Genomic DNA, 24052 nt, shown 5'->3' with positions numbered 1-24052 from the left:
CCCCGACCGGCGGCCTGAGCCAGTCGGGGGGAACCTGCTCAGCGATTCCCGATCGTGGCAGTGGCCAAACCGGGAAAGTCTGTGATCAGGCTATCCACGCCAAAATCAGCGAGCCGGCGCATCAGCGCCGGCTCGTTGACCGTCCACACCGACACATGCAGCCCCTGCTTCTGCGCTTTCAGCAAGCGCTCCGGGGTGCACAGCATCCAGTTCAGCGCCAGCAGATCACAGCCGTAGTGCGCGGCGACCTTCAGCGGGTCGAGCCAGGCGTATTCGGCCACCAGCCCGCGTGACAGCTCCGGCGCCAGTTCCTCCAGTGCGCGCAGTACCGTGCGCGAACTCGAGGTCACGGTGATCCGGTCGCGCAGGCCGAAACGGCCTACCAGCTGGTGGATCGCCTGAACCGTGCGGCCAGCCCGATCCTTCGATGCGCTTTTCACTTCCAGCTGCCAGTGCTCGAACTCGCAGCGCTCGAACAGCTCCGCCAGGCGCGGGATGGGGCAGGGGCGCACCCAGCCCGGACCGCCGACGCGGGCGTCCATGGTCACCAGATCCTCCGCCAGTTGCTCGGAGACCTTGCCGCGTCGGCCGGTGGTGCGCTTGAGCGTCGGGTCGTGGATCACCATCAGCTCGCCGTCGCGGGACAGGTGCAGGTCCAGTTCGCAGCGCTTCACGCCATGTTCCAGACAGCGCTGGAAGCTGTTCAGGGTGTTTTCCGGTGCTTCGCCTTTGGCGCCGCGATGGCCATAGATCAGAGTCACTGGGGCTCCTTGGGAGTCGGTGAAAGGTCCTTGAGGGTTTGCGAGCGGTGCTGGCGGACGGCATCGACCACCACGCCGCTCTCGAAATAGACGCTGAATTCGCGGTAGTCCCAGCGTGAGATGGGCGGCTTGCCCACCGCCGGGTGCTCCTCGTCCGGCAGGCCGAAGCGTTCCAGCACGGCCTTCTGGCTCTCGCCACGGGCCGGCAGCACGATGTGCGGGTCGCCCTGGCTGCCCACGGGTATCTCGATGGTATCCGCCAGCAGTGGCAGCGGGGTGACAAGGCTCAACAGGAGCAGCAGATGGCGCATGGATATCCCTGGGTTCATTCTTCGCGGGCCTTGGCCTGCCGGCGTTCCAATGCCTGGCGCTGGAGGATGTGGCGGGCCAGCAACTGGCGCGGGGCGTCGCCGAGCATCTCGAACTCGGTGCCGATCTCGTAGTCGCCCTCGGGCTGCTGCTGGCAATGGGTGACCTTGGCGCGCAGCAGCAGGCCCAGGCCGTGGGGGAGCAGGACGATCTTCAGCGCCAGATCCTGGCCGACCGGCAGTGGCTGGGCGTCGCGGAAATTGATGCCGCCTTCGGACAGCGTGACCTTGCGCGCCGGGCCGATCTCGCTGAGCAGGCTCTGGGTCAGGGCCTGGGCGATCAGGTCGATGCGCTTGTTCATCACCTTCAGGTAACTGGCCAACGGGCGATCTCGCTCGTTGATATGGCGCAGCAGGTGCTGCGACTCGAAGTCGGTCAGGTGCAGGTCGCTAAGCAGGTTGAACAGCGCGGAATCATCCTGAAGCACTTCTCCCGACTGGATTTCGTCCTCGCGCAGCGGGCGAAATTCCAATGCGAGCGTGTCTTCAATACGATAGTATTCGCGGCGGTCATCCGCGTCTGGAGTGGACATGGCGAACCCACGGCAGCAGTGATGGTCTGAGTGTAAAGCCGCCTGCCTGGCCTCGCCACACGGAAGTCGCACGCCAGATGGAACTGACGCCCGACGCACTCTTCACCTTCTCATTCGGCCCCACATGTTCAGACCCCTTTCCGTCTACATCGGAACGCGCTACACACGCGCCAAACGCCGCAGCCACTTCGTTTCCTTCATCTCGCTCACCTCCATGATCGGCCTCGCGCTGGGCGTGGTGGTGATGATCGTGGTGCTCTCGGTGATGAACGGCTTCGACCACGAGATGCGCACCCGGGTGCTGGGCATGGTGCCCCACGCCACGGTCGAGTCCTACCAGCCGATCTCCGATTGGCAGGGCATCGCCACGCAGATCAAGACCCAGCACCCCAATGTGCTGGAAGTCGCGCCCTTCATCCAGATGCAGGGCCTGCTCAGCGCCGGCGGCACGGTACAGAAGGTGCTGATCAACGCCGTGGACCCGAACGAGGAGAGCAAGGTCTCGATCATCGACCAGTTCTTCCAGCAGGGTTCGCTCAGCAGCCTCAAGCCTGGCGAGTTCGGCATCATCATCGGCGACAAGGCGGCGAAGAACCTCGGCGTGAAGCTGGGCGACAAGGTCACCTTCATCGCCCCGGAAGTCTCGGTCACCCCGGCCGGCATGTTCCCGCGCATGAAGCGCTTTACCGTGGTCGGCACCTTCCATGTCGGCGCCGGCGAGCTGGACGGCTACGTCGCCATGGTCCACATCGACGACGCCGCGCGCATGCGCCGCCTCAAGCAAGGCCAGGTCGAAGGCCTGCGCCTGAAGCTCGACGACCTGTTCCAGGCACCGCGCACCGCCTGGGAAATCGCCCGCACCCTGAAGGGCAACGACTACTTCGCCCGCGACTGGACCCGCAGCCACGGCAACCTGTACCAGGCGATCCGCATGGAGAAATCCATGATCGGCCTGTTGCTGCTGCTGATTGTCGCGGTCGCTGCGTTCAACATCATTTCCACCCTGGTCATGGTCGTCACCGACAAGAAGGCTGATATCGCCATCCTGCGTACCCTGGGCGCTACGCCGGGGCAGATCATGGCGACCTTCATGGTCCAGGGCACGGTGATCGGCGTGATCGGCACCTTCATCGGCGGCGTGCTGGGCGTTCTCGCGGCGCTAAATGTCAGCTCCGCCATCGCCTTGCTGGAGCGCCTGCTCGGCCACAAATTCCTCAACGCGGACGTCTACTTCATCGATTACCTGCCCTCGCAGCTGATGAGCGAGGACGTGATCCTGGTGTGCAGCGCCGCGCTGATCCTGAGTTTCTTCGCCACCTTGTATCCGGCCTGGCGTGCGGCACGCACCCAGCCCGCGGAGGCCCTGCGTTATGAGTAAGCCGACCCCCAACGACCAGGCCGTCCTGAGCTGCCGCGACCTCGGCAAGCGCTACGAGGAAGGTCCGCAGTCGGTCGAAGTGCTCTCCGGCGTGCAACTGGAGCTGCTGCCCGGCGAGCGCGTGGCCATCGTCGGCAGCTCCGGCTCGGGCAAGAGCACCCTGCTGAACATGCTCGGCGGCCTCGACACGCCCAGCACCGGCAGCGTCTGGCTGGCCGGCGAACAGCTGTCGGCGCTGAACGAGAAACAACGCGGCCTGCTGCGCAACCGTGCGCTCGGCTTCGTCTACCAGTTCCACCACCTGCTGCCCGAGTTCACCGCCCTGGAGAACGTCTGCATGCCGCTGCTGATCGGCAAGACGCCGATCCCCGAGGCGCGCCAGCGTGCCACTGCGCTGCTGGAGCGCGTGGGTCTGGGCCATCGCCTGAGCCACAAGCCGTCGGAGCTGTCCGGTGGTGAGCGCCAGCGCGTAGCCATCGCCCGTGCCCTGGTCAACACGCCGAAGCTGGTACTGCTCGACGAGCCTACCGGCAACCTCGACCAGCACACCGCCCACGGCATCCAGGAGCTGATGCTGGAACTGTCGCAGTCCCTGCGCACCGCCTTCCTGGTGGTGACCCACGACACTCACCTCGCCCAGCAGATGGACCGTGTGCTGCGCCTGGAGGAGGGCCGGCTGGTCGCCGCCTGAGGGATAACGGAATGTTCAGACCCCTGTCCGTCTTCATCGGCACCCGCTACACCCGTGCCAAGCGACGCAACCACTACATCTCGTTCATCTCCCTGACCTCGATGATCGGCCTCGCTCTGGGCGTGCTGGCCATGATCGTGGTGCTTTCGGTGATGAACGGCTTCCAGAAGGAAATGCGCTCGCGCATCCTCGGCATGGTCCCGCATGCCGTGCTGCAGCAGACCAGCGGCCCGCTGGATAACTGGCAGCACGTCGCCGAAGTGGCCAAGCAGAACCCGAAGATCGTCGGCGCGGTGCCCTACACCGAAGTCGACGGCATGCTCTCCTACAAGGGCATGATGCAACCCATCGAGGTCGATGGCGTCGATCCGGCGCTGGAAACCCAGGTGTCGATCATCGGCCAGCACATGGTTCGCGGCAGCCTCGACGACCTCAAGGCCACCGAGTTCGGCGTGGTCATCGGCGAGATCACCGCGCGGCGCTTCCACGTCAACGTCGGTGACAGTCTGCTGCTGATCGTGCCCGAGCCGAGCACCGCGCCTGGCGGTATCACTCCGCGCATGCAGCGCCTGAACGTGGTCGGCATCTTCAAGGTCGGTGCCGAACTGGACAGCACCCTGGCGCTGATCCACGTAGACGACGCCGCCAGCCTGATGCGCTGGCAGCCTGGCCAGGTACAGAGCGTGCGCATTGCCCTGAAGGACCTGTTCCAGGCGCCGGAAGTCGGTGCGGCCATCGCCAGGCAATTGGGCGATGGCTATCGCTCGGTGGACTGGACCCACACCCAGGGCAGCCTGTTCAGCGCGATGAAGATGGAAAAGACCATGATCGGCCTGCTGCTGTTGCTGATCGTCGCGGTCGCCGCCTTCAACATCATCGCCACCCTGATCATGGTGGTGGCCGACAAGCGCGCGGACATCGCCATCCTGCGCACCCTGGGCGCCACGCCGAAGCAGATCATGGCGATCTTCATGGTGCAGGGCACGGTGATCGGCCTGATCGGCACCGTTATCGGCTGTGTGCTGGGCGTGCTGGCGGCGTACAACGTCACCGCCATTGTCTCGACCCTGGAGCGCGTCGCCGGCACCCACGTGTTCAACTCGGACATCTACTTCATCAACTACCTGCCGTCCGACCCGCAGATCAGCGACATCGTGCTGATCTGCGTCGCGGCGCTGTCGATGAGCTTCCTCGCCACGCTCTACCCGGCCTGGCGCGCGGCCTCGACCCAGCCGGCGGAATCGCTGCGGTACGAGTGATCACCGGCCCATGAAAAAGCCGCCCCCTGGGGCGGCTTTTTTGTACCTGTAGGAGCGAGCTTGCTCGCGAACCCACTCAACTCCAGAGCCGCCGGTAGGATGGTTCGTGAGCAAACTCGCTCCCACGAAAAGCCGTGATTGCCCGAGGCGGCGATTGCGTCTACAGGCCGTTCTGCAGGTTGCGCAGCGCCCGCCGCCGCCGCCAGCTGCGGCCGATCCACCAGCGCCAGTAGCCCTCAGTGAGCAGGTAGCCGAGGATGCCCACCAGGATGCCGCAGATCACCGAGCCCAGCAGGAACGGCTGCCAGAGCATCGACAGCTCACCGCTGATCCATTCCCAGGTCAGGTGGTCGGGCAGGGCGCGCGCCGGAATGCCCATGACCCAGGCGCCCATCTTGTAGGTGCAGTAGAACACCGGCGGCATGGTGATCGGGTTGGTCAGCCAGACCAGCCCCACCGAGATCGGCAGGTTGGCCCTCACCCATACCGCCAGCGAGGCGGCCAGCAGCATCTGCAGTGGGATCGGGATGAACGCGGCGAACAGTCCCATGCCCATGGCGCGGGACACCGAGCGGCGATTCAGGTGCCAGAGGTTGGGCGACTGGATCAGCGGTCCGAGAAAGCGCAGGCCCTTGTGGTTCCTGATGCTCTCCGGATCGGGCATGTAGCGCTTGAAGATTCGGCGCGGCATGGAGGAAATCTCTGGCAGACGGACGACGGCTCATTATGCCTAGCTAGGTGACAGTCATTCGTTGCCAACTATGTCCGTGTGTAACCGCCGCAGGCCAATCGGATCGGCGGTTGCGCCGGGGTCAGGGAGTCGCTCCGTTGCCTCGTACAGGGATGTTCGCGCTGGCCCTGGGGTTGCTGGCGCTGCGCTGGATGCCGGCGCTGCCATCCGGCTGGGTTCTGCTGCTTCTCGCGGTGGTCGCGCTGCCGTTGTTGTTCACCCGCGGCTATTTCGTCGGGCTGTTCCTGCTCGGTTTCGCCTGGGCCTGCCAGTCGGCGCAGTGGGCGCTGGATGATCGCCTGGCGCCGGAGCTGGACGGCCGCACGCTGTGGCTGGAGGGCAGGGTAGAGGGCCTGCCGGATCGCTCGGGGCCATCGGTGCGCTTCCAGCTCGCCGAGGTCTCCAGCCCCCGCGCGAAGGTCCCTGCCACGCTGCGTCTGTCCTGGTTCGGTGGGCCCCCGGTGGAGGGCGGCGAGCGCTGGCGGCTGGCGGTGAAGCTCAAACGCCCCCACGGCATGGCCAATAGCGCGGGCTTCGATTACGAAGCCTGGCTCACCGCCCAGCGCATCGGCGCCACGGGTAGCGTGAAGGATGGGCAGCGCCTGGTGGGTTCCAGCGGCCCGCGCGCCTGGCGCGAAGCCTGGCGGCAACGACTGCTGGCGGTGGATGCTCACGGCCGCTCCGGGGCGCTCGTCGCGCTGGTGCTGGGCGATGCGTCCGGGCTGACCACAGCGGACTGGCAGGTCCTGCAGGACACCGGAACCCTGCACCTGATGGTGATCTCCGGCTCGCACATCTCGCTGCTGGCCGGCCTGCTCTATGCGTTGGTTGCCGGGCTGGCGCGCTTTGGTTGCTGGCCGGCACGAATCCCGTGGTTGCCCTGTGCCTGCCTGCTGGCTGCAAGCGGTGCCTGGGCGTACAGCCTGATGGCTGGCTTCGAGGTGCCACTGCAGCGCGCCTGCGTCATGGTCTCCATCGTCCTGCTGTGGCGCCTGCGCTATCGCCATCGCGGGCTTTGGGCGCCCTTGCTCGGTGCCTTGCTCGCGGTGCTGCTGGTCGAGCCGCTGGTGGTGCTGTTGCCGGGCTTCTGGCTGTCCTATGCGGCGGTGGCGCTGCTGATCTTCGGCTTCTCGGGACGGTTGGGGCGCTGGACCGCCTGGCGCACCTGGCTGCGCGCGCAATGGCTGATGGCGGTTGGTCTGCTGCCGGCGTCCATCGCCCTGGGTTTGCCGCTGAGCGTTTCCGGCGTGATCGCCAACCTGATCGCCGTGCCCTGGGTCGAGTTGGTCGTCGTCCCGCTGGCGTTGCTGGGGAGTCTGGCGCTTGGCGTTCCCTGGCTGGGCGAGGCCCTGCTCTGGGTGTCGGGCGGCCTGCTGGAGTGGCTGTTCCGCCTGTTGGGCTGGATGGCCGGGCTGGCGCCCGCCTGGCAGCCAGTAGCCGCGCCCGCCTGGGCGGTGGCGCTGGCGATGCTGGGGGCGTTCTTGCTGCTTGCGCCGGCTGGCGTCCCATTGCGTGCACTGGGGCTGGCGATGTTCGTGCCGGTGTTCTGGCCGTCAGTCCCGTTGCCCGCACCGGGCATGGCCGAGATCCGCGTGCTGGACGTGGGGCAGGGGCTGTCGGTGCTGATCCGCACGCGCAGCCAGGTCTGGCTTTACGACACTGGGGCGCGCAACGGCGAATTCGACATCGGCGAGCGCGTGGTCGTGCCGACGCTGCGCAGCCTGGGCATCGGTCATCTGGATAGGCTGATGCTCAGTCACGCGGATAACGACCATGCCGGCGGCGCCGTGGCAGTGAAGCGCTCGTTGCGGCCGGCGCAGGTCATCAGCGGTGAGCCCGAGCGCCTGCCGGAGGAGTTGCAGGCGCGTCCCTGTGGAATCGAGGAGTGGCAGGTCGATGGCGCTCGCTTCTCCAGCTGGGCCTGGGCGGGCGCCAGGGAAAGCAACGACCGTTCCTGCGCGCTGGAAATCGAAGCCAACGGCGAGCGCATCCTGCTTACCGGCGACCTGCCACAACCCGCCGAGCTGGCGTGGCTGGCCGCGCATCCGGGGGAGCGCATCGACTGGCTGCTGGCTGGGCACCACGGCAGCCGCAGCTCCTCCGGGCCAGCCTTTCTGCGGGCGATCGGGCCAACGACGGCGATCATCTCCCGCGGCGCCAACAACCCTTATGGCCATCCGCACCCGTCGGTCGTCGAACGCTTCCGCGCGCTGGGCATCCGGATTCAGGATACGGCGGAGCAGGGCGCGCTGACTCTGATGCTCGGTGCCCATGGCGAGGTCCGGGGAGTGCGGGAAGGCGCACATTTCTGGCAGGAAAATTGAGCCTCGGGCGGTCGGCTCGCCACGGCCCCTGTGCTAGAGTGGCGCCACTTTTTTTCAGGGGATTCACCACTGTGTGGGAACTGGTCAAAGCTGGCGGCTGGATGATGCTGCCGATCTTGCTGAGCTCCGTCGCTGCCATGGCGATCGTCGCCGAACGTCTCTGGACCCTGCGCTTGAGCCGTGTGGCCCCGCCGCAGCTGCTCGGCCAGGTGTGGAAGCAGATCAAGGACAAGAAGATGAACAGCCAGGCCCTGAAGGACCTGCGCGCGTCTTCCCCGCTGGGTGAAATCCTCGCGGCTGGCCTGGCCAACTCCAAGCACGGTCGCGAGATCATGAAGGAGTGCATCGAGGAGGCCGCGTCCCGCGTCATCCACGAGCTGGAGCGCTACCTCAACGCCCTGGGCACCATCGCCGCCATGGCGCCGCTGCTCGGCCTGCTGGGTACCGTGTTCGGCATGATCCAGATCTTCAGCGCCTTCATGGGCGACGGCATGGCCAACGCGCCGATGCTCGCTGGCGGTATCTCCAAGGCCCTGATCACCACCGCGGCCGGCCTGATCGTGGCGATCCCGGCAGTGTTCTTCCATCGTTACCTGTTGCGCCGCGTCGATGAACTGGTCATCGCCATGGAGCAGGAAGCCATCAAGCTGGTGGAAGTGACCCAGGGCGATCGCGAAGTCGACTTCGTCGAGGAAGGCAAAGCGTGAAATTCCGCCGCAGAGCGGGCGGAGCGGCCCGCGAGGACGTCTTCATCAACCTGGCGTCGCTGATCGACGTGATCTTCGTGCTGCTGCTGTTCTTCGTGGTCGCCACCTCGTTCACCAAGCCGTCGCAGCTCAAGGTCGAGCTGCCCGAGGCGGTCAGCGGCACGCCGCCCGAAGCCACCGAGATCAAGCAGCTGGAAATCTCCATCAGCCTCGAAGGTCACTACGCGCTGAACGGCCAGAGTCTGGCGCGCGATGACCTGGAAAACCTGATGAACGCCATGCAGCGTGAATCCGCCGGCGACAACAGCCTGCCGGTGGTGATTACCGCCGACGGCAAGGTGGACTACCAGTCCGTGGTCACCGCGATGGATGCCGCCGGCAAGCTGGGTTTCACCCACCTTCGCATCACCACCATCGAGTCCCGGGCGGACAAGAAGACCCCCTGATGGCGTTCACCGACCGCCTGCTCGACGCCTGGTACAAGGGCCACCCGGCCCTTGCCCTGCTCAAGCCGCTCGAACTGCTCTACCGGCGCGTCGCCCAGGGCCGCCGGCAGGACTTCCTCTCCGGCGCCAGGCCGGCCTACCGCGCTCCCGTACCGATCATCGTGGTCGGCAACATCACGGTGGGCGGCACCGGCAAGACACCGATGATCCTCTGGCTGATCGAACACTGCCGTGCCCGTGGGCTGAAGGTTGGCGTGGTCAGCCGTGGCTATGGCGCCAAGCCGCCACGGACGCCCTGGCGCGTGCGCGCCGAGCAGTCGGCGGCCCAGGCGGGCGACGAGCCGCTGCTGATCGTGCGCCGCAGCGGCGTGCCGCTGATGATCGATCCGGACCGCTCCAGTGCCGTGCGCGCGTTGCTGGCCGAAGAGCCGCTGGACCTGATCCTCTGTGACGACGGCCTGCAGCACTATCGCCTGGCCCGTGACCTGGAGCTGGTGCTGATCGATGCCGCCCGTGGCCTGGGCAACGGCCGCTGCCTGCCCGCCGGCCCGCTGCGCGAACCCGCCGAGCGACTGGCCGAAGTCGACGCCGTGCTGCACAACGGCTCGCCGTCCGACCCGCCCGGCGCCTTCTCCTTCGTCCTGCGACCTTCTGCCCTGGTCAACCTGGCCAGCGGTGAGCGGCGGGGCGTCGAGCATTTCCCCGCCGGTCAATCGCTGCATGCACTGGCCGGAATCGGCAACCCGCAGCGTTTCTTCGCAACGCTCGAGGCGCTAAACTGGCGGCCGATTCCGCATCCCTTCCCCGACCATGCGGCCTATACCGCCGAGCAGCTGCGCTTCACGCCGGAACTGCCGCTGGTCATGACCGAGAAGGACGCGGTGAAATGCCGGTCCTTCGCCGCGCCCGACTGGTGGTACCTCGCCGTCGAAGCGCAGCCGTCTCCGGCCTTCGCCGCCTGGTTCGACGTTCAGCTCGAGCGCCTGCTCGCCCGCTGATCCGCCGTCGCAATCCGGCGTCGCCCGCATTCAAATTGTTCGCTGTTCAAGCTCAAGGAACGCACCATGGACCCGAAACTCCTCGATATCCTCGCCTGTCCGCTGTGCAAGGGCCCGCTCAAGCTCACCGACGACAAGTCCGAGCTGATCTGCAAGACCGACGGCCTGGCCTACCCGGTGCGCGACGGCATCCCGGTGATGCTCGAAGGCGAGGCGCGCACCCTGAACGTCGACGAGCGTCTGGACAAGTAACGCCATGACCCAGGCCTATACCGTCGTCATTCCCGCCCGCTTCGCCTCCACCCGCCTGCCCGGCAAACCGCTGCAGGACATCGCCGGCAAGCCGATGATCCAGCACGTCTGGGCGCAGGCCGGCAAGAGCTCGGCCACCCAGGTGGTGGTCGCCACCGACGATCAACGTATCTTCGACGCCTGCCAGGGCTTCGGTGCCCAAGTGGTGCTGACCCGTGCCGACCACAACTCCGGCACCGACCGCCTGGCGGAAGTCGCCGACGCGCTGGGCCTGGCCGACGACGCCATCGTGGTCAACGTGCAGGGCGACGAGCCTCTGGTGCCGCCGTCGATCATCGACCAGGTGGCCGCCAACCTCGCGGCGCACCCGGAAGCGGGCATTGCCACCCTGTGCGAAGAAATCCATGACCCGGCCGCGCTGTTCAATCCGAACATCGTCAAGGTGGTCAGCGACAAGAACGGCCTGGCCCTGACCTTCAGCCGCGCCACGCTGCCCTGGGCGCGCGACGCCTTCGCGGTGGACCGCGAAAGCCTGCCGGCCAACGTGCCGTACCGCCGCCACATCGGCATCTACGCCTACCGCGCGCGCTTCCTGCGCGACTTCGTGGCCTGGGGCCCGTGCTGGCTGGAAGATACCGAGTGCCTGGAGCAGCTGCGCGCGCTCTGGCATGGCGTGCGTATCCACGTGGCTGACGCCCTGGAGGCGCCGCAGGCCGGCGTCGATACCCCGGAAGACCTGGAGCGCGTCCGGCGCATCCTGGGGGCCTGATGAAGGTCCTGTTCGTCTGCCTGGGCAACATCTGCCGCTCGCCGACCGCCGAAGGCGTGTTCCGCCAGAAGGTCCGCGGAGCAGGCCTCGAGGATCGCATCGAGATCGATTCGGCTGGCACCGGTGATTGGCACGTCGGCAAGGCGCCGGATGCGCGTACCCGCGCCGCTGCGCTGCGCCGTGGCTATGACCTGTCGGGTCTGCGGGCGCGACAGGTCAACGTCACTGACTTCTCCCGCTATGACCTGGTCCTGGCGATGGACAACGCCAACTTGCGCGACCTCAAGCATCTTCGGGGCAGCAGCGGCAAGGCGGAACTGGACCTATTCCTGCGTCGCTACGCGCTGGAAATCGACGAAGTCCCCGATCCGTATTACGGCGGCGAAGACGGTTTCGAGCGCGTGCTGGATCTGGTGGAAAGGGCCTGCGATGGCCTGCTGACGGAAGTGAAGGGGCGCCTGTGACGCTGCAACTGCAAGAACGCATTTCCCTCAAGCCCTATAACACCTTCGGTGTCGAAGTCGCGGCGCGCTGGTTCGCCCAGGCCCATGACGATGCCGAGGTGCGCGCCGGTATCGCCGCCGCCGCCGCAAAGAGCCTGCCGCTGATGGTGATCGGTGGCGGCAGCAACCTGTTGCTGACCCGTGACGTCGAAGCGCTGGTGCTGCGCATGGCTTCCCGTGGTGTGCGTGTCGTCAACGACGACGGCGAGCGCGTGGTAGTCGAGGCGGAAGCTGGCGAGGTATGGAATGACGTCGTGCGCTGGACCCTTGCGCAGGGCTTCGGCGGACTGGAAAACCTCAGCCTGATTCCCGGCACTGTCGGCGCGGCACCGATGCAGAACATCGGCGCGTATGGGGTCGAAATCAAGGACGTGTTCGCCGGCCTGACCGCGCTGGACCGTGAGAGCGGCGAGTTGCGCGAGTTCTGCCTCGAGGACTGCGCCTTTGCCTACCGCGAAAGTCGCTTCAAGCGTGAGCCGGGCCGTTGGCTGATCCTGCGGGTGCGCTTCGCCCTGAGCCGCGTCGCGAAACTGCATCTGGACTACGGTCCAGTGCGCCAGCGTCTGGCGGAGGAGGGCGTGACTGCGCCGACGCCGGCCGACGTCTCGCGAGTGATCTGCGCAATCCGCCGCGAGAAGCTTCCGGACCCGGCGGTGCTGGGCAATGCCGGTAGTTTCTTCAAGAACCCGGTGGTTTCGGTGGGCCAGACCGACGTGCTGCGCCAGCGCTACAGTGACTTGGTGGCCTATCCGCAGGGCGATGACCAGATGAAGCTGGCCGCTGGCTGGCTGATCGACAAGGCAGGCTGGAAAGGCTTCCGCGACGGTGCGGTGGGTGTACATGCCCAGCAGGCGTTGGTGCTGGTGAACTACGGCGGTGCCACAGGAGCGCAGCTGCATGCACTGGCTGAGCGCATCCGCGACGATATCCGCCAGCGCTTCGGTGTGGAGTTGGAGATGGAGCCGAATCTCTACTGAGGTGCTTCGGAAACGAAGAAGGGGATGCCGTTGGCATCCCCTTTTTTGTGCCCGCTTCCTCGGGCTGGATCTAATGCGCACTCCGCAAGGCGAAGACAATAAAAAAGGGGATGCAGATGCATCCCCTTTTTCAGATCAGGAAGCTATCAGCTGTGGTGTTTTTCCACCACGGAGCCTTCTTCTTCCTCGGTCTTTTCGGCTTTGTCGTCTTCAGCCTGTTCGGCAGCCGGTTGCTCGGTGGCTTCAGCGGCTTCGTTCACGACTTCGGCTTCGACGGCCTCGACAGTGACTTCAGCAGCGGGCTCGACCACGACTTCGGCTTCCACGGCAACGGCTTCTTCAACCACGGCTTCGACGACCGGAGCCTGCTCTACCTGCGGAGCGGCGGCTGCGGCAGCAGCGGCTTCGCGGGCAGCGCGCTCCTGGCGACGACGCTCACGCGGGTCGTTGGAGGCGCGGCCGGTGGCGTTGGCCGGAACGGCTGGAGCTTCTTCGGCAGCAGTTGCAGCGGCAGCCGGAGCTTCCTCGGCAGTCGCCGGAGCTTCCACCTGAGGCTCTTCGACCAGCTGGGCGACGGCTTCGATCACGGTTTCAGCAGCCGGAGCCGACGCTTCTTCCGCAACCACTGGCTCGGCGGCAGCCACTTCAACGGTCTCGCTGGCAGCTTCTACCGGCTCGACAGCCTGTTCGGCGGGCTTGGCCAGGAACTCGATGGTTTGTTCCAGGGCGCTTTCGGTGCGCACGGCTTCAACCACGCCGGACTCCAGCGGCTGGGCCTCGGCCTGAGCCTGGGCAGTGGGCTGCTCCTGCTCGGCGGCGGCTTCAGCAACGGCTACAGCGGTAGCGGCGGCAGCCACCATGGCGGCAGGCGACGGGGTGTCCGAGGCAGCCTGTTCAGCAGTGCCTTCGGCATTTACCTCGCCTTCGGCGCCTTCAGCGCCATCCACACCGGCTTCACGCTGGCGCTCACGGCGGTTGCTGCGGCGACGCTGGCCACGGGAGCGGCGACGCGGACGCTCGTCGTCCGAACCTTCGTCGTCCTGTTGATCCAGCAGCTCCTCGTTCGGCAGCTCTTCGGCTTCCAGGGCGGCGGCATCGCGAGCCGGACGGTCTTCGCGCGGCTGGCGCTCTTCACGGGGCTGACGCTCGGCGCGCTCACCGCGAGGCTGGCGCTCTTCGCGCGGCTGGCGTTCTTCACGCGGTTGACGCTCGGCGCGCTCACCACGCTCTTCGCGGTGCTGACGCTCCTCGCGCGGCTGGCGCTCGGCGCGTTCCTCACGCGGCTGGCGCTCTTCGCGCGGTTGACGTTCGGCACGCTCTTCACGCGGCTGGCGTTCCTCGCGCGGTTGACGCTCGGCACGCTCTTCGCGCGGCTGGCGCTCCTCGCGGGGCTGACGCTCGGCACGCTCTTCACGCGGCTGACGCTCTTCGCGGGCCGGGCGCTCAGTGCGCTCACCGCGCTCGTCGCGGCGACCACGCTCTTTACGCTCGTCATCGCGACGACCGCCATCGCGACCGTCGCGGCGACGGTTCTGCTGACGGCCATTGCGACGCTCGCCCTGACCTTCGCTGCGCTCGGTGGCGGGCTTCTCGGCGGCAACCGGGGTCGGCTCCGGCTTGCTGCCGGCGAACAGGCCTACCAGCGACTTCACCAGGCCCTGGAACAGGCTCGGCTCAGGCATGGGCTTGGTGGCTTCGACAGCGACCGGTGCTTCGGCGGCAGCCTGCTGCGGGGCAGGGCTCTGCGGGGATACGGTCTTCACCGCGGCTTCCTGGCGAACCAGGGTGCGGGTGGCGCTGACCGGCTGGACTTCCTCGTGCTCTTCCGGGGCCATCTCGTAGCTGGCGTGGCCGGACAGGAGTTCGGGGTTGTCATCACGCAGGCGCTGAACTTCGAAGTGCGGAGTTTCCAGGTGGTCGTCCGGCAGGATGAAGATGCGCGCGCGGGTGCGCAGTTCGATCTTGGTGATGGCGTTGCGCTTCTCGTTGAGCAGGAAGGCGGCAACCTGGAACGGCACGCGCGCACGAACTTCGGCGGTGCGGTCCTTCAGGGCTTCTTCCTCGATCAGGCGCAGGATGGCCAGCGACAGGGATTCGACGTCACGGATGATGCCTTGGCCGTTGCAGCGCGGGCAGACGATGCCGCTGGTCTCGCCCAGGGACGGACGCAGGCGCTGACGGGACATTTCCAGCAGGCCGAAGCGCGAGATGCGGCCAACCTGTACGCGGGCGCGGTCGGCTTCCAGGGCTTCGCGGACGCGTTCTTCAACGGCGCGCTGGTTCTTCGCCGGGGTCATGTCGATGAAGTCGATGACGATCAGGCCGCCGATATCACGCAGACGCAGTTGGCGGGCGATTTCCTCGGCCGCTTCCAGGTTGGTCTGCAGGGCGGTTTCCTCGATGTCGCCGCCCTTGGTGGCGCGCGCCGAGTTGATGTCGATGGACACCAGGGCTTCGGTCGGATCGATGACGATGGAGCCGCCCGACGGCAGCTTCACTTCGCGCTGGAAGGCGGTTTCGATCTGGCTCTCGATCTGGAAGCGGTTGAACAGCGGAACGCTGTCCTGGTACAGCTTCACCTTGCTCGCGTACTGCGGCATGACCTGCTGGATGAAGTTCAGGGCTTCTTCCTGGGCGTCGATGCTGTCGATCAGCACTTCGCCGATGTCCTGGCGCAGGTAGTCGCGGATGGCGCGGATGATGACGTTGCTTTCCTGGTAGATCAGGAACGGACCGCTGCGCTCGCCGGAGGCTTCCTTGATGGCGCCCCACAGCTGCAGCAGGTAGTCCAGGTCCCATTGCAGCTCTTCGGAGCTGCGGCCCAGGCCCGCGGTGCGGACGATCAGGCCCATGTCGCCTGGAACGGTCAGGCCGTTCAGGGCTTCACGCAGTTCGTTGCGCTCTTCACCCTCGATGCGGCGGGAGATGCCACCGGCGCGCGGGTTGTTGGGCATGAGCACCAGGTAACGGCCGGCGAGGCTGATGAAGGTGGTCAGGGCGGCGCCCTTGTTGCCACGTTCTTCTTTCTCGACCTGGACGATGACTTCCTGGCCTTCGCTCAGGACGTCCTTGATGTTGATGCGGCCTTCAGGATTCTTCTTGAAGTACTCGCGGGAGATTTCCTTGAGGGGGAGGAAGCCGTGGCGTTCGGCGCCGAAGTCGACGAATGCGGCCTCGAGGCTCGGCTCGATGCGGGTGATACGGCCTTTGTAGATGTTGGCCTTCTTCTGTTCGCGCGCGCCGGACTCGATGTCCAGGTCGAACAGGCGTTGGCCGTCTACCAGCGCTACACGCAACTCTTCGGGTTGAGTTGCGTTGATCAGCATTCTTTTCATGTAGTACCAATGGTTTCCGGGGCCACCGGAAACGGCGATCGGCACACACGACTCTCACGGTCGGTGCTAAGGCACGTACTCAGGAACGGCGGACCATTCCAGTGTCCAGCGGCAGCAGGATAAATCTGCTGTGCCGCGACTACGTTTCCTGCTTGTCGAGTAAGAACAAGCACTCATCAGGAGGAGGAATTGGCTGTCAGATGCGGACGATAAGTGCGTCTACGTTCAAGGCATGCGTTCAAGGCATGAACGCAACGCAATCCGACAGTTGTGCATCTCCGCCCTGCACATTTCCCTAAGAGCCGGGTGCCACTCGCTGAATCCGGGAGCGGGGTTGGCTTTTATCACGGCTACCTTGGTGGCCGTGGTCATGTCTCAAGGCCTGGGTTTCGAGGCGCTGTCGGCGCGAGAATCGCTCGGGCCGTTGCAACGCTTCCGGGGACTGCCTCGTGTCCGTTCAATGTGTTTGCAGGCGGTTGGGGATGGCGATTACGCGATCATCCGCAGGCCTGGCCACTTTTGGCGGCCTCCCGAATATAGCAGCAATGATTAAGTGCTTCAATTGAATGAAAAATTGTTATTATATCCGGATGACGAATCCCGCCCCTCCGACTTCCGGCGTTCAGCTGCTTGAAGTCGCGCCGGAGTATGCCGGCCAACGAATCGACAATTTCCTCCGCACCCAGCTCAAGGGCGTGCCCAAGACCCTGATCTACCGCATCCTTCGCAAGGGTGAGGTGCGGGTCAACAAAGGCCGCATCAAGCCCGAGTACAAGCTGCAGGCCGGCGACGTAATACGCGTGCCGCCGCTGCGTCTGGCCGAGCGCGACGAGCCGGTGCCGCTGGCTCAGGGTCTGCTCGAGCGCCTGGAAGCCGCCATCGTCTACGAAGACAAGGCGCTGATCGTGGTGAACAAGCCCACCGGTATCGCCGTGCATGGCGGCAGCGGCCTGAACTACGGGGTCATCGAGGCGTTCCGCCAGCTGCGTCCGGAGTGCAAGGACCTGGAGCTGGTGCACCGCCTGGATCGCGACACTTCCGGTCTGCTGATGATCGCCAAGAAGCGCAGCATGCTGCGCCATCTGCACGACGCCTTGCGTGGCGAGCGCATCGTGGACAAGCGCTACCATGCCCTGGTGCGCGGCAACTGGCCGGCGGCGAAGAAACAGATTGCCGTGCCGCTGCTGAAGAACAACCTGCGCTCCGGTGAGCGCGTGGTCGAGGTGAACCCCGAAGGCAAGGAAGCGCTGACCGAGTTCAAGGTGCTGCGCCGCTTCGGTGACTTCGCCACTCTGGTCGAGGCGCGTCCGATCACCGGTCGTACCCACCAGATTCGTGTGCATGCCAAGCACGCCGGCCACTCCATTGCCGGCGACCCCAAGTACGGCGACGAAGATTTCTCCCGTGAAATCCGCGAGCTGGGCGGCAAGCGTCTGTTCTTGCACTCGGCCTACCTGCGTGTGCCGTTGCCTGATGGTGGTGTGCTGGAACTGGAAGCGCCGGTGGACGAAGTCTGGCTGCGCACCGTGGAGCGCCTGGATGCGTGAGTATTCCCTGCTGATCTTCGATTGGGATGGCACGCTGGTGGATTCCATCGGTCGTATCGTCGAGGCGATGCGGGTGGCTGCAGTTGGTTCCGGCCTTCCGGAACGCAGCGATGAGGCTATCAAGGGCATCATCGGCCTGGGTCTGCCGGAAGCTATCCAGACGCTGTACCCGGAGGTGGAGGATGGCGAGCCGCTGGATCGCTTCCGGCTCGATTACGGTAACCACTACCTGAGCCTGGAGGTGCAGCCTTCGCCGTTGTTCCCGGGCGTGGCCGAGGCGATGGCGGAATTTCGCAGCGCCGGTTATCAGTTGGCGGTCGCTACCGGGAAAAATCGCCGTGGGCTGGATCGCGTGCTGGCGGGGCAGGGCTGGACTGACTTCTTCGATATCACCCGTGCCGCCGATGAGTCGGCGAGCAAGCCGGACCCGCGCATGCTGCACGAAATTCTCGAGCATTGCCGGGTCGATGCTCGCGATGCGTTGATGGTGGGCGATTCGCCCTTCGATCTGGAAATGGCGCGCCGCGCCGGCATGGATTCGGTGGCGGTGAGCTACGGTGCTCAGTCGCTGGAAGTCCTTCGGGAGTATGCTCCGGCGCTGGAAGTGAATCATTTCAATGAATTGCGCGCCTGGCTCGCCGGGCGTTCGGTCAAACCGCTGCTCGAGGTAGGCAACTGATGTCGGATGAATGGAAGGCGGACGAGAGCAAGGCTGCGCAAACCATGGCGGGTGACGACAAGAGCTGGAAGTTGCTGGAGAAGGCCGTGCTGGCCGGTGTCCAGGAGCAGCGCCGGTCGCGTCGTTGGGGTATCTTCTTCAAGTTGCTGACTTTCGTTTATCTGTTCGGTGCGTTGGCGCTGTTCAGTCCCTTCAGTGGTCTGTCCAAGTCCGCGTCGCGCAGCGCCAGCCATACGGCGCTGATCGAAGTGAAGGGCATGATCGCCGACAATGAGCCGGCCAGTGCCGATAACGTCGTTGGCGCGCTGCGTTCCGCGTTCGAGGATGCCGGCACCAAGGGCATCGTCCTGCGTATCAATAGTCCGGGTGGCAGTCCGGTGCAGTCCGGCTATATCTACGATGAAATCAAGCGCCTGCGCGGTGAGCATCCGGATATCAAAGTCTACGCGGTCATCAGCGACCTGGGGGCTTCCGGTGCTTACTACATCGCCAGCGCGGCCGATGAGATCTACGCCGACAAGGCCAGTCTGGTCGGTTCCATCGGTGTGACGGCGGCGACTTTCGGCTTCGTCGGCACCATGGAGAAGCTGGGCGTGGATCGTCGTATCTATACCTCGGGCGAGCACAAGGCCTTCCTTGATCCGTTCCAGCCGCAGAAGGCGGATGAAACCGCTTTCTGGCAACAGGTGCTGGATACCACTCACAAGCAGTTCATCGATGTGGTGAAGAAGGGGCGCGGCGATCGCCTGAAGGACAAGGATCATCCTGAGCTGTTCTCCGGTCTGATCTGGTCCGGCGAGCAGGCGCTGCAGCTTGGTTTGATCGATGGTCTGGGTAGCTCCAGCTATGTGGCGCGCGAGATCATCAAGGAGAAGGAGATCGTGGACTACACCGTCCAGGAAACCGCCTTCGACCGCTTCACCAAGAAGTTGGGCGCGAGCGTCGCTGAGCGCATGGCGATGTGGATGGGCTGGCAGGGGCCGGTCCTGCGCTGAGTGTGCTTCCTTATATTAAGGAAGGAAAAAGGCTCGGCGATTGCCGGGCCTTTTCGTTTCAGGCTTTCCAGGTCAGGGGATTTGTACCTGCTCGGCAAGCAGCATATCCACCAGGCGAATAAGCGGCAGGCCGATCAGGCTGGTGGCGTCTTCGCCTTCGGTGGCGCGGAACAGACTGACGCCCAGGCCTTCGGCCTTGAAGCTGCCGGCGCAATCGAAGGGTTGTTCGGCCTCCAGGTAGCGGCGAATGCGTGCTTCGTCGAGGTCGCGGAAGTGCACGGTGAAGGGGATACAGTCAATTCGGGCTTCACCGCTCTGGCTGTTGATCAGGCAGAGTCCGGTGAGGAAGCTGATGCTCTTGCCGCTGGCATCCTTCAGTTGTTCGGTCGCGCGCTCGATGTCGTGGGGCTTGCCGAGAATCCGGTTGCCGTTAACCGCGGCCTGGTCCGAGCCGATGATCAGGTGGGCGGGGTAGCGCTGGGTCAGGGCGCGAGCCTTGCATTCCGCCAATCGGCGCACCAGTTGTTCGGCGCTCTCGCCGGGCAGTGGGGTTTCATCGATGTCGGGGCTGGCGCATTCGAACGGCAGGCGTAGGCGCTGCAGCAATTCGCGGCGGTAGGGCGAGCTGGAAGCAAGGATCAGGGGTAACATGGAGAATTCCTTCGGAGCGTCACTGCGATTCTAGCGAAAAGGGCTGTCCATACAGCGGTTTATGGCTAATTTCCTTTGACAGCTTCGGGTGCATCCCTATAATGGCGCGCTTATGTTGAATGGACCGATACCACCTCACGTTGATCCGCGCAAATTGGTTGAGCGCGCCGCCACCCTCGAGGGTGTGCTGCCGATCGCCAAGATGGCACGTCTCAGCGAGCAACTGACCAGCAGTGAAGGCGATGTTCACGCGAAGTTTTCCTTCTTCCGTGATCAGCAGAAGCTGGCGGTCATGCACGTCGAGCTCAATGGCGAGGTGAGCATGGTATGCCAGCGCTGTCTCGAACCGGCCAAATTCCATGTGGGTGGTGCGTACGATTACGTCATCATCCCGGAAGGCAAGTCGATCGATGATCTGCCCAGTGGCTACGATGCGTTGGAAGTGGGGGATGACCCCATCGACCTGACCTCGCTGGCTGAGGACGAGTTGTTGCTCGCCTTGCCCATCGTGCCGGTCCATGACCCTGAGGATTGCCAGCAGCCGGTGGGATACGCTACAGCGCCCGAACCGAGCGAGAACGTCGAAGAGCGGCCCAATCCGTTCAGCGTACTGGCGCAGTTGAAGCGTGACCCAAACGTTTAGGAGTTAATCAATCATGGCTGTTCAGCAGAACAAAAAATCCCGTTCCGCTCGTGACATGCGTCGTTCGCACGATGCCCTGGACGCGAACGCTCTGTCCGTGGAAAAGAGCACCGGTGAAGTTCACCTGCGCCACCACGTCTCCCCGGACGGTTTCTATCGCGGCCGTAAGGTCGTAGACAAAGGCTCTGACGAGTAATCTTTGTCCGCACCAATCATCGCGATTGATGCAATGGGTGGGGACTACGGTCCCCACTGCATTGTCCCGGCCTGCATTTCCTTTCTGGCCGAATATGCTTCCCTCCAGCTGGTCCTCGTCGGCCAAGCGCCTCTGATAGAAGAACACCTGCGCGGCCTTTCCCCGGTCGAGCGTCAGCGTCTTCATGTTCACCACGCCAGCGAAATCGTCACGATGGACGAGCGTCCGTCCCAGGCGTTGCGTGGCAAGCCCGATTCCTCCATGCGTGTTGCCCTCGAACTGGTTCGTGATGGCAAGGCCCATGCCTGCGTCAGTGCCGGTAATACCGGTGCGTTGATGGCGCTATCTCGTTACCTGCTCAAGACGTTGCCCGGCATCGACCGCCCGGCGATGGTGACTGCCGTGCCTACGCAGGGCGGCCACTGCCATCTGCTCGACCTGGGCGCCAACGTCGATTGCAGTGCCGAGCACCTTTATCAGTTCGCCGTCATGGGTGCTGTTGCTGCGGAAGCGCTGGGCAAGAGTAATCCGCGTGTAGCGTTGTTGAATGTCGGCACCGAAGACATCAAGGGCAATCAGCAGGTGAAGCTGGCGGCCAGTCTGCTGCAGCAGGCACAGGGTTTGAACTACATCGGCTATATCGAGGGCGACGGCCTGTATCGCGGGCTGGCCGATGTGGTGGTGTGCGACGGTTTCGTCGGCAATATCCTGCTCAAGTCCAGCGAGGGCCTGGCGGCTATGGTCGCGGCGCGCCTGGAAGAATTGTTCAACTCGAGCCTGCCGGCCAAGGCGGTCGGCCTGATGGCGATGCCTTTTCTGCGCAGGCTGCGTGGCGACCTCACGCCGTCACAGCACAATGGTGCGAGTTTCCTCGGTTTGCAGGGCATCGTGGTGAAGAGTCACGGCAGTGCGAAGGAGGAGGGCATCCAGAGCGCATTGCGGCGCGCGCTGCTGGAAGTTCGCGAGAATCTGCCCCAGCGGCTGCATGGCCGTCTGGAACATCTGCTCTAATGTGTGACCGCGGTCGTCAGACCGTCATCCAACTGTCAGTTCAATGCGCCAAGCTCTCGCCGGCGCTATCCATTTGACGACACAGACAAAAGGGACCTGTTGCAATGTCCGCATCCCTCGCCTTCGTATTCCCCGGCCAAGGTTCGCAGTCGCTTGGCATGCTCGCCGAACTGGGCGCTCAACACGCCATCGTGCGCGATACCTTCGCCGAAGCCTCCTCCGCGCTGGGTTATGACCTCTGGGCTCTCGTGCAGGACGGCCCGGAAGAGCGCCTGAACCAGACCGACAAGACCCAGCCTGCGATCCTCACTGTCTCCATCGCCCTGTGGCGCCTGTGGCAGTCCGAAGGTGGCGTGCAGCCGGCTTACGTCGCCGGCCACAGCCTGGGTGAGTACTCCGCCCTGGTCGCCGCTGGCAGCCTGGCTTTCGCTGATGCGGTGAAGCTGGTCGAGCTCCGTGGCCAACTGATGCAGGAAGCTGTCCCTGCCGGCACTGGCGGCATGGCTGCCATTCTCGGTCTCGAAGACGCTGATGTGCTCGCTGCCTGCGCCGAAGCGGCCCAGGGCGAAGTGGTCAGTGCTGTGAATTTCAACGCACCCGGCCAGGTGGTGATCGCTGGCGCGGCCAAGGCCGTCGAGCGTGCCATCGAGGCGTGCAAGGCTCGTGGCGCCAAGCGTGCTGTCGCGCTGCCGGTGAGCGTGCCGTCGCACTGCGAACTGATGCGCCCGGCTGCCGAGCGTTTTGCAGAGGCTGTCGAGGCCGTTCAGTGGCAGATGCCGCAGATCGCCCTGGTGCAGAACGTTACCGCCCAGGTTCCGGCCGATCTGGCCGCGCTCAAGCGTGATCTGCTGGCGCAGTTGTACAGCCCGGTCCGCTGGGTGGAGAGCGTGCAGCTGCTGGCCGAAAAAGGCGTCACCGACCTGGTCGAGTGTGGTCCGGGCAAGGTGCTGGCTGGTTTGAACAAGCGTTGCGCCAAGGGCGTGACCACCCACAACCTGGATTCCGCGGACGCCTTTGGCGCAGCCCGCGCGGCTCTGGCTTGAACAGGAGATAAGGCATGAGTCTGCAAGGTAAGGTTGCCCTGGTTACTGGCGCGAGCCGTGGTATTGGCCAGGCCATCGCACTGGAGCTGGGTCGTATGGGCGCTACCGTGGTGGGCACCGCCACCAGCGAGTCCGGCGCGCAGAAAATTTCCGAGTACCTCAAGGAAAACGGCATCCAGGGTTCGGGCATGGTCCTGGACGTCTCCAACGACGAGTCCGTGACCGCCGTTGTCGAAGCCATCCAGAAAGAGTCCGGCGCGCCGGCCATCGTCGTCAATAACGCAGGCATCACCCGCGATAACCTGCTGATGCGCATGAAAGACGACGAGTGGTTCGATGTGGTCAACACCAACCTCAACAGCCTCTACCGTCTGTCGAAAGCCGTCCTGCGCGGCATGACCAAGGCTCGCTGGGGTCGCATCATCAATATCGGCTCCGTCGTCGGTGCCATGGGCAACGCAGGGCAGACCAACTACGCCGCTGCCAAGGCCGGCCTGGAAGGCTTCACCCGTGCCCTGGCGCGCGAAGTCGGTTCCCGTGCTATCACTGTCAACGCGGTTGCTCCGGGCTTCATCGACACCGACATGACTCGCGAGTTGCCCGAGGCGCAGCGTGAAGCGCTGCTCGGCCAGATTCCACTGGGCCGACTGGGACAAGCCGAAGAGATCGCCAAAGTGGTAGCATTCCTCGCTTCCGAGGGCGCAGCTTATGTTACGGGTGCCACGGTACCGGTGAATGGCGGAATGTACATGAGCTGATGTGACGAGTTCCTTCGTGGCGATGTCATATGCGCTGTCTAAAATCATCCAAGCGTCGTAACGCTGGAATAGACAGAGCATCTGGGTTGCCGCGAAGGGGCGTCAGCGTTCAGCTTGAAATGCAGAAAACCCTTTCTATACACTTACCCGCAGCCCAGCTGTACGGATTGTCCATAGGAGTGAAAACAAGGTATGAGCACCATCGAAGAACGCGTCAAGAAGATCGTTGCTGAGCAACTCGGCGTTAAGGAAGAAGAAGTCACCAACAGCGCTTCCTTCGTCGAAGACCTGGGCGCCGACTCCCTTGACACCGTTGAGCTGGTGATGGCTCTGGAAGAGGAATTCGAGACCGAAATCCCCGACGAGCAAGCCGAAAAGATCACCACCGTTCAGGAAGCCATCGACTACATCGTTGCCCACCAGGCATAAGACGTAGTCGTCGGTTCCCCGACGAAAGAAGCCGCACGGCCTGCAAAGGCGTGCGGCTTTTCTTTAACG

General features: G+C 64.6%; 26 protein-coding genes. 20 read left to right on the top strand and 6 right to left on the bottom strand.

The features are described from left to right. Positions 1 to 38 precede the first annotated feature (38 nt). Genes IB275_RS20415 through IB275_RS20405 form a run of 3 tightly spaced genes read right to left on the bottom strand, consistent with a single transcriptional unit; the run spans position 39 to position 1662 of the window. Complete coding sequence (locus IB275_RS20415; protein ID WP_192290743.1) at positions 39 to 761, bottom strand: glycerophosphodiester phosphodiesterase; 723 nt, start codon at positions 759 to 761, stop codon at positions 39 to 41. Then, a complete protein-coding gene (locus IB275_RS20410; protein WP_192290741.1) occupies positions 758 to 1072 on the bottom strand; it encodes a phosphodiesterase in 315 nt (104 codons plus the stop codon). Before IB275_RS20410 ends, IB275_RS20415 begins: the two co-directional genes overlap by 4 nt. 14 nt (positions 1073 to 1086) lie before the next feature. Continuing rightward, complete coding sequence (locus tag IB275_RS20405; protein ID WP_192290739.1) at positions 1087 to 1662, bottom strand: PilZ domain-containing protein; 576 nt, start codon at positions 1660 to 1662, stop codon at positions 1087 to 1089. Positions 1663 to 1786: 124 nt separating this feature from the next. On the opposite strand from IB275_RS20405, the gene IB275_RS20400 reads away from it, so the two are divergent. From IB275_RS20400 to IB275_RS20390, 3 genes are read left to right on the top strand one after another with little or no spacing between them, the layout of a single operon-like run. Further along, positions 1787 to 3040: a lipoprotein-releasing ABC transporter permease subunit gene (locus tag IB275_RS20400; protein WP_192290737.1), complete on the top strand. Its 1254-nt coding sequence runs from the start codon at positions 1787 to 1789 to the stop codon at positions 3038 to 3040. After that, positions 3033 to 3731: a lipoprotein-releasing ABC transporter ATP-binding protein LolD gene (gene lolD, locus IB275_RS20395; protein ID WP_017519266.1), complete on the top strand. Its 699-nt coding sequence runs from the start codon at positions 3033 to 3035 to the stop codon at positions 3729 to 3731. Before IB275_RS20400 ends, lolD begins: the two co-directional genes overlap by 8 nt. A gap of 11 nt (positions 3732 to 3742) precedes the next feature. Then, on the top strand, positions 3743 to 4990 hold the full coding sequence (locus IB275_RS20390; protein WP_192290735.1) for a lipoprotein-releasing ABC transporter permease subunit: 1248 nt from the start codon (positions 3743 to 3745) through the stop codon (positions 4988 to 4990). 160 nt (positions 4991 to 5150) lie between these two features. On the opposite strand, the gene IB275_RS20385 is transcribed toward IB275_RS20390, so the two are convergent. Continuing rightward, positions 5151 to 5681, bottom strand: a complete 531-nt coding sequence (locus IB275_RS20385; protein WP_192290733.1) for a DUF2062 domain-containing protein — start codon at positions 5679 to 5681, stop codon at positions 5151 to 5153. A gap of 152 nt (positions 5682 to 5833) precedes the next feature. On the opposite strand from IB275_RS20385, the gene IB275_RS20380 reads away from it, so the two are divergent. From IB275_RS20380 to murB, 8 genes are all read left to right on the top strand, one after another. Next, entirely contained in the window at positions 5834 to 8044 is a 2211-nt protein-coding gene (locus IB275_RS20380) for a DNA internalization-related competence protein ComEC/Rec2 (protein ID WP_192292460.1), read from the top strand. A 71-nt stretch (positions 8045 to 8115) separates the two neighbouring features. After that, positions 8116 to 8751 (top strand): flagellar polar localization protein PocA, encoded by a 636-nt coding sequence (gene pocA / locus IB275_RS20375; RefSeq protein WP_017519262.1) that lies wholly within the window; start codon positions 8116 to 8118, stop codon positions 8749 to 8751. Then, positions 8748 to 9197 (top strand): flagellar polar localization protein PocB, encoded by a 450-nt coding sequence (pocB, locus tag IB275_RS20370; protein WP_045211644.1) that lies wholly within the window; start codon positions 8748 to 8750, stop codon positions 9195 to 9197. The genes pocA and pocB overlap by 4 nt, the downstream gene beginning before the upstream one ends. After that, the gene (gene lpxK, locus IB275_RS20365) at positions 9197 to 10195 is read left to right on the top strand and encodes a tetraacyldisaccharide 4'-kinase (protein WP_192290731.1); all 999 of its coding nucleotides are present in this window, start codon (positions 9197 to 9199) and stop codon (positions 10193 to 10195) included. The genes pocB and lpxK overlap by 1 nt, the downstream gene beginning before the upstream one ends. Positions 10196 to 10261: 66 nt before the next feature. Further along, positions 10262 to 10447, top strand: a complete 186-nt coding sequence (locus tag IB275_RS20360; protein ID WP_081519465.1) for a Trm112 family protein — start codon at positions 10262 to 10264, stop codon at positions 10445 to 10447. Between the two features lie 4 nt (positions 10448 to 10451). Continuing rightward, positions 10452 to 11216: a 3-deoxy-manno-octulosonate cytidylyltransferase gene (gene kdsB / locus IB275_RS20355; protein WP_138214925.1), complete on the top strand. Its 765-nt coding sequence runs from the start codon at positions 10452 to 10454 to the stop codon at positions 11214 to 11216. Beyond that, the gene (locus IB275_RS20350) at positions 11216 to 11680 is read left to right on the top strand and encodes a low molecular weight protein-tyrosine-phosphatase (protein WP_192290729.1); all 465 of its coding nucleotides are present in this window, start codon (positions 11216 to 11218) and stop codon (positions 11678 to 11680) included. The genes kdsB and IB275_RS20350 overlap by 1 nt, the downstream gene beginning before the upstream one ends. Then, positions 11677 to 12696 carry a UDP-N-acetylmuramate dehydrogenase gene (gene murB, locus IB275_RS20345; RefSeq protein ID WP_192290727.1) on the top strand — a complete coding sequence of 340 codons (1020 nt, stop codon included), beginning with the start codon at positions 11677 to 11679 and terminating at the stop codon, positions 12694 to 12696. Before IB275_RS20350 ends, murB begins: the two co-directional genes overlap by 4 nt. A 146-nt stretch (positions 12697 to 12842) precedes the next feature. Here murB and rne read toward each other — a convergent pair whose 3' ends face one another. Continuing rightward, complete coding sequence (rne, locus tag IB275_RS20340; protein WP_192290725.1) at positions 12843 to 16031, bottom strand: ribonuclease E; 3189 nt, start codon at positions 16029 to 16031, stop codon at positions 12843 to 12845. A gap of 590 nt (positions 16032 to 16621) precedes the next feature. On the opposite strand from rne, the gene rluC reads away from it, so the two are divergent. From rluC to sppA, 3 genes are read left to right on the top strand one after another with little or no spacing between them, the layout of a single operon-like run. After that, a complete protein-coding gene (rluC, locus tag IB275_RS20335) occupies positions 16622 to 17578 on the top strand; it encodes a 23S rRNA pseudouridine(955/2504/2580) synthase RluC (protein WP_081519470.1) in 957 nt (318 codons plus the stop codon). Next, complete coding sequence (locus tag IB275_RS20330) at positions 17571 to 18257, top strand: HAD-IIIA family hydrolase (RefSeq protein ID WP_192290723.1); 687 nt, start codon at positions 17571 to 17573, stop codon at positions 18255 to 18257. Before rluC ends, IB275_RS20330 begins: the two co-directional genes overlap by 8 nt. Next, positions 18257 to 19252: a signal peptide peptidase SppA gene (sppA, locus tag IB275_RS20325; RefSeq protein WP_192290721.1), complete on the top strand. Its 996-nt coding sequence runs from the start codon at positions 18257 to 18259 to the stop codon at positions 19250 to 19252. Before IB275_RS20330 ends, sppA begins: the two co-directional genes overlap by 1 nt. Positions 19253 to 19324: 72 nt before the next feature. Here the strand turns inward: sppA and IB275_RS20320 are convergent, their stop codons facing one another. Then, on the bottom strand, positions 19325 to 19903 hold the full coding sequence (locus IB275_RS20320; protein ID WP_192290719.1) for a Maf family protein: 579 nt from the start codon (positions 19901 to 19903) through the stop codon (positions 19325 to 19327). A 112-nt stretch (positions 19904 to 20015) separates the two neighbouring features. Here IB275_RS20320 and IB275_RS20315 point away from each other — a divergent pair, with 112 nt between their 5' ends. The 6 genes from IB275_RS20315 (at position 20016) to acpP (ending at position 23983) form a co-directional block, all read left to right on the top strand. After that, positions 20016 to 20546, top strand: a complete 531-nt coding sequence (locus IB275_RS20315) for a YceD family protein (protein ID WP_192290717.1) — start codon at positions 20016 to 20018, stop codon at positions 20544 to 20546. A gap of 13 nt (positions 20547 to 20559) precedes the next feature. Further along, positions 20560 to 20742: a 50S ribosomal protein L32 gene (gene rpmF / locus IB275_RS20310; protein ID WP_009621425.1), complete on the top strand. Its 183-nt coding sequence runs from the start codon at positions 20560 to 20562 to the stop codon at positions 20740 to 20742. Between the two features lie 3 nt (positions 20743 to 20745). Beyond that, positions 20746 to 21753, top strand: a complete 1008-nt coding sequence (plsX, locus tag IB275_RS20305; protein ID WP_192290715.1) for a phosphate acyltransferase PlsX — start codon at positions 20746 to 20748, stop codon at positions 21751 to 21753. 104 nt (positions 21754 to 21857) lie between these two features. Then, entirely contained in the window at positions 21858 to 22796 is a 939-nt protein-coding gene (fabD, locus tag IB275_RS20300; RefSeq protein ID WP_192290713.1) for an ACP S-malonyltransferase, read from the top strand. A gap of 14 nt (positions 22797 to 22810) precedes the next feature. Beyond that, the gene (fabG, locus tag IB275_RS20295; RefSeq protein ID WP_037014455.1) at positions 22811 to 23554 is read left to right on the top strand and encodes a 3-oxoacyl-ACP reductase FabG; all 744 of its coding nucleotides are present in this window, start codon (positions 22811 to 22813) and stop codon (positions 23552 to 23554) included. 192 nt (positions 23555 to 23746) lie between these two features. Next, entirely contained in the window at positions 23747 to 23983 is a 237-nt protein-coding gene (acpP, locus tag IB275_RS20290) for an acyl carrier protein (RefSeq protein WP_015477931.1), read from the top strand. Positions 23984 to 24052 lie beyond the last annotated feature (69 nt).

This window comes from Pseudomonas sp. PDM21 (genome assembly GCF_014852505.2).
Classification (GTDB): Bacteria; Pseudomonadota; Gammaproteobacteria; order Pseudomonadales; family Pseudomonadaceae; genus Pseudomonas.
The sequence above is the reverse complement of the archived record's forward strand: the minus strand, read 5'-3'. Positions and strand labels throughout refer to the sequence as shown.